The sequence below is a fragment of the Acetobacter sp. AN02 genome, assembly GCF_029759835.1.
Lineage (GTDB): Bacteria > Pseudomonadota > Alphaproteobacteria > Acetobacterales > Acetobacteraceae > Acetobacter.
Window position 1 is genome coordinate 1 of the sequence record NZ_JAJJND010000121.1, and the last position, 5,598, is coordinate 5,598.

Genomic DNA, 5,598 nt, shown 5'->3' on the forward strand with positions numbered 1-5,598 from the left:
ACGATCCGGACTTCATCAAGATGCCAGATATCCCCGGGTCTGGCTGCCTTGCGACGCAGAAGGCGGGCGAATGCGGAACCGAATTTCAGGCTCCAGCGGCGGATCGTCTCGTAAGAGACAATGATCCCGCGCTCCAGCAGCATCTCCTCAATCAGTCGAAAGCTCAACGGAAACCGGAAATACAGCCACACCGCATACGCGATCACCTCACGCGGAAAACAATGCCGTTTGTAACTCACTGACCTCTTGCTCATCAGTTCAGTTTAGCACGGCTCAAAGTTAACGTGACAGCACCGTACAACCTTCAGGCGTCAACACTCAGCGCTTAACTGACGACACGCCGTAGATTGATTCAATTGGATTGCTTTACAATCGTTCGAAATTGTTTTCAGGAATCTCTGATATTTTTAGTTGTTATACAAATCAATGTCATGTAGTCTTAATCTCATGGATGCAGAGATGTTAAAGCCATTTGAATTCGAATGCCTTGAGCTGACGCACTATGACAATGTTTCCTTAACGTTTCACATAATGCGCCTAACCACATTATGGCGAACACATCTGGGCCGCGTCTTGCGTCCGAATGGCCTCACCCTGGTCACCATGCGTGCCATGGCGCACCTGATAGCGTCCAAAACGCTACTGACGCAAAGTGGATTAGCATTCTCAATAGGGGTGAGAGCGATCGACCCTTATCAGGATACTGAACGTTCTCGAGGGCGATGGGCAGGTCATTCGCCAAACGGACTTTCAAGACCACCGCGCGAAGATAGCAACTCTGATGCCTGAGGGGGAAAAGTAAAGTGAGTTATTTCATCGATTGGCCACCGAACTGGAAATCGAGCAAACATCCAGATTGCACGAAAACCGGAAGATGACCCTAGCAAGGGATCTAAATATAATGGGAGTGCTACTATCAGGTGATGATGGTTTATCAACGTGATTAATGAAACTTCCAATAAAATACATTGCACGCAACATGCAATAATTGAAAATTAAACCATAAATATAAATATTAAAAGAAATACAGAAAGTAACAATCATGAATTCATATCAAATTTATTGGTTTATTGTCTCTGGAAGTAGTTAATGTATTAATTTCATATCTATATTTTTGAAATTAACCATATACATTCTGTATTTATAAATATATTGTATTGTCTTGTAAATACATAATCCATCATGTTGAACAACTCTGTGTTGTTTCTCTCAATTGCTTCCACTGTGGGACAACTAAGCCTACAGATCAACCAGCCATAGAGGTATTATGATTCTTCAAGCACCTGATGCTGAGGAGAAAAAGTCGTTCAGGCATCGACAACTGGGCCTTCTCATCGGTTTCCTTCTCCTGATTTTCAGTCTGATCCTGTGGATGGGAATATGGGAGTTACCGCACTGCAATCTGGCGCCACTCGCAGAACAGAGGCTGAAAGCGACTACAGGACGTATGGTCTCGGTCGGCACACTGCATGTTACGTTAAATCGATGGTTGGTGGTTGATCTGGACGATGTCCATATCGCGAATATTCCGAATGGTTCCCGGCCAGACATGGTCACGCTCCAGCACGCACATCTTGAAGTTCGTTTAATGTCGCTCTTTCGCGGGCCTGCTGAACTCCGCAATGTCGTCATTAACGGTCTTGCTGTTTTTTGCGAGCAGACTGCCTCGGGTCAGCAGAACTGGCGCTTCGTGCCCCGGCGGGAAGAGCTTCATTCCGTGAAATCCGCTGCGGATTCTGCCGACTGGCGCTGGTTTCCAGGTCTCCGATCGGTTCATGTCATCAACAGCACGTTCATTTTCAGGACATCGAGCGGGAAAAGTTACGATAGTGTTCTAAATGATATGCTTCTTGCGTCTTCCGGCGATGAGGCGCCCGTTCGGTTTGTGCTTAATGGAACATTCAATAAGGTTCCGTTCGCAGTAAAAAGCGGTTTTCGGTCTTTCGCAGAATTTCGTAGGTTCAGAGAGCCGTTTGATTTGCGGGCAACGGTCACATCAGGAGACCTTGTCCTGTATCTCGACACCACGGTGAAGGATTTGCGGAATTTCGATGGGGTCGATGGTAAGTTTGATCTTGCCACACAAACCAGTAAATCTCTTCTGGCGATTGCGGGCCTCACGTCGGCGTCACTGGAAACCCCCCTCGTGCTCAAAGGGCATTTCATTCACAAGGGCAATCTATGGTCGCTTTCAGACGCCACAGGTAAAATCCGTGGAAGCACATTGGCGCCGACGTCCCTGACCTTCAGAGAAGGCGGTAAGGGAAAGCCCGATATGCTGTCGGGGCAACTGAATTTCTCCATGCTCGATATAGACGCCTTGCTGGCGGGTGGCACGTTCGACGGGACATCTGCGAAATTTTCTAGAAAAATGGTCAAAAACAGAGAAATGAGCACGGCATCTCTTGCGACGATACGCCCCAATCTGCGGCTCGATATGTCATTTTTCGCGGACCATCTGCGCTACAGGGCGATCGGTCTTGAAAAGGTTGGTGTTACGCTGAAACGGACAGCAGACGGGATCGACATTCGCTCTACGGATCTCAACCTGACATCTTTGGCTGCGCCTGCGTTAACCCAGACCAGCGGGCGCAGGAGCACAGTCGGCTCACTGCATGTCAGGATCGGTCCATGGGTCATGGTCGATCTGGATGATGTGCATATCGCAAACATTCCCGATGGGTCACGGCCTGACATGTTCCGGCTCAGGCACGCGCATCTGGAACTACGTCTGATGTCCCTTCTCGCTAGCCCGGTCGAATTGCGCAACGTGAGGATCGACGGCTTTTCGGGGCTGTTTGAGCGAACCGCGAAACGCGAGCGGAACTGGCATTTCTCTCCGGCCCCCGAAGAGATCAGGCCCGTCAGGCAGGCTGCGGAAGCTCCTGACCTGAACTGGTTTCCGGGACTGCGTTCAGTTCACATCACAGGCAGTGAGATTATCTATCGATCGTCAAACGGCAAGAGTTATGTCAGCAGTCTGAACGATGTTGTGTTGTCTTCGGTAAGCGACGAAACTCCGATCAGGATGACCGTGGTGGGTGCCTATAATTCTGTACCGCTCACTCTCAAAATTGCGCTTCATCCTTTCAGCGCCTTTCGCCATGCCGGGCAACCCTTTGGAATGGCGTTCACCGCTACATCTGGTGATCTGACAATGCATCTGGTCGGTACCGCGACGGATCTGCTGAATTTCGACGGTATTAACGGCACAGTTGATCTGATCACGCCAAGCAGTTGGCCCCTTATGAGGATCGCCGGGATCGAGCCGGGATCACTGAAAGTTCCTCTGAGGCTCAGAGGTCATTTTATTCATCTGGGAGATGTATGGTCTCTGACCCAAACAGGGGGAAATATTCGGGGAAGCGATCTTCGTCCAACCGATCTGGTCTTCCGTGAAGGGGCATTCCATCAACCTGACGCCATTTCGGGAGCATTGAATTTCTCTACCCTCGATATGAACGCGCTGCTGGCAGGTGCACCGCCTAGAAAAGCATCGGACGGTGCTCAGGTCCGGTCAACCGAGCACGAAACAACTGATATCCCGCTTTTCGTGGACGTTCATCCAGATCCATTGCTGGATCTGTCATTTTCGGCTGAGCACATCCTCTATAACAGGTTCGCGTTTGATAATGCCGCCCTGTCTCTCAAGCGGATACCGGGGGAAATCAGTATCCAGCGCCTTGGCATGGCGTGGCTAGGCGCAACACTCCAGATGTCCGGTACTCTTCGTGCCAAAGGGGATGGGACGCTGGCACAGGCTTCGGTTGCGGTTGCCAACGCGGATATCGACCGCTTTCGGCGACAGGCCGGATTGCCGCCATTGCCTCTCTCCGGGATGGTCGCTTTTCAGGGCTCCGCAGTTTCGGGGCCGGTAAAAACATTGAATCAGGCAGTCACGGAGGCAAGGATCATTGCTGGTGCGGGGATTACCTCGGGGACCCTGTCTCGCCAGGTTCTTGGAATAGCACAGGAAAATCTTGCCCTCCTATTTCGCAGGCAAAAGGGCTCGGAGCCTGTTTCGTGTCTGCTGGCTTTTGTCAGTATGGATCATGGACGCGGCGCGCTACGTCCCTTGCGGATAAGGACATCCGTTGGTTCTTTCTATGGAGAAGCCAACTTTGATCTCGGGCGTAAATGGTTTGAACTCGTCTTTACCAGCCATGGAGCAAGGGCGCCTTTCGCCCTGGAAATTCCTCTTCTGGCGCGGGGATCGTTCTCAAATCCGGGATTTGGTCTCGCCATGTTCTCCCGACGCGGGCGTGCCCTGCTGAAGGATGCTGCATCTGACATTCCCGTGCCCGTTTCCCTGAAAGACTATTATTCGCACTCACCTTGTCTGGGGGAGATACCCTGATCCATGACCGAATATATCATCCATTCACAGGATAATATCCAGCCAGAACCACAGCCATCCGGGTCGGTAAATAATACGCGGCCATTACTTTCCGTAGGAACCGCAGCAGTCGTTTTTCTTGCTGCATTGTGGATTCTGCGCCCTTTTCTTCCGGCTGTCATATGGGCGACGACAATCGCCATTGCACTTTGGCCGATGGTCCGGCGGATTCAGCCCGTGCTACGCGGCAGCCGGGCCCTGGCCATTCTGTGTGCGGCCTTTACCGCGTTGTTCGTTTTTGTGTTGCCATTCTGCCTGACGATATCGACGCTGCTCCGTCATGTCGGGTCGCTTTCCCGCTTCGCAGCGTCACTGGCGACCCTAAAATTGCCTCCTCTGCCGCATTGGGTCTCGGATCTCCCATATCTCGGCCAGCATGCCGTGAGATCCTGGGATCATCTGCGGGAACAGAAACTTCCAGAATTACTGAACCAGGCGGTGCCAACTCCGGATCAACTCTTTCACACCGTTGTGAGCTATGCTGGTAGCACTGGCGTTCTCATTGTTCATTTCGTTCTCACAATGCTCATTATGGTTTTCTTCCTCGCCAAAGCGGAAGCTATTCATTCCCTATGCATAAAGCTTTCTTATGGCGTAGCAGGATCTACCGGAGTCAGTCTGTTAGAGCAGGCTAAACAGACAATTCGTGGCGTAGCATTAGGCGTTACCGCAGCGGCGATTATTGAAACGATAATCGTCGCGATCGGCCTTTTCGCTGCGGGAATGTCTTGGATCAGTGTCGTTATTTCTATTGTTTTTGTGACCTGCCTTCTTCAGGTTGGCGCATCTATCATCATGATTCCTTGTGTAGTATGGGCATATTTTTCATATGGACTTATCCCGTCACTGGTTCTTGTCCCATTCGCTTTTTTGACCGTGATCTGTGATAACTTCCTACAGCCATTTGCAATTCGTAAGTATGTAAACATCTCCTTTTGGCTGATTCTGATAGGAGCGGTAGGTGGATTGGCTACTTTGGGGCTGGCAGGTTTGTTTGTCGGACCGATGATCCTCTCGGTTACTGTTACGATGATTAAGAACTGGGCTTGTAGTTTCGCGGATATTGACCACACTTAGATGTTTAGTCCCGGGGTTTGATGGGTTGGATTGATGATGAATCTTTCCGGCTCTGAAGTCCAGATTTTGCAGACGTATTCGTAAGGGGTAAGGCCACTGAGGGTCTTGAGTCTTCGCCCGAAATT

Annotated in this window: 2 protein-coding genes and 2 pseudogenes; 2 read left to right on the forward strand and 2 right to left on the reverse strand. The window is 50.6% G+C overall.

Annotated features, from left to right (window positions below):
- Positions 1-254, reverse strand: a pseudogene (locus tag LOC54_RS11075) (IS6 family transposase); the annotation flags it as partial.
- A gap of 1,013 nt (positions 255-1,267) precedes the next feature.
- Here LOC54_RS11075 and LOC54_RS11080 point away from each other — a divergent pair.
- Positions 1,268-4,357, forward strand: coding sequence for an AsmA family protein (locus LOC54_RS11080; RefSeq protein WP_279313864.1), 3,090 nt, complete (start codon positions 1,268-1,270; stop codon positions 4,355-4,357).
- A 3-nt stretch (positions 4,358-4,360) separates the two neighbouring features.
- Positions 4,361-5,473 carry an AI-2E family transporter gene (locus LOC54_RS11085; protein ID WP_279313865.1) on the forward strand — a complete coding sequence of 371 codons (1,113 nt, stop codon included), beginning with the start codon at positions 4,361-4,363 and terminating at the stop codon, positions 5,471-5,473.
- Here LOC54_RS11085 and LOC54_RS11090 read toward each other — a convergent pair.
- A pseudogene (locus LOC54_RS11090) lies at positions 5,470-5,598 on the reverse strand (IS481 family transposase); the annotation flags it as partial. The gene LOC54_RS11085 and the pseudogene LOC54_RS11090 sit on opposite strands and share 4 nt — an antisense overlap.

Coding starts and splice junctions, on each gene's coding strand:
- LOC54_RS11080 (WP_279313864.1), top strand. CDS start 1,268: ATGATTCTTCAAGCACCTGATGCTGAGGAGAAAAAGTCGTTCAGGCAT.
- LOC54_RS11085 (WP_279313865.1), top strand. CDS start 4,361: ATGACCGAATATATCATCCATTCACAGGATAATATCCAGCCAGAACCA.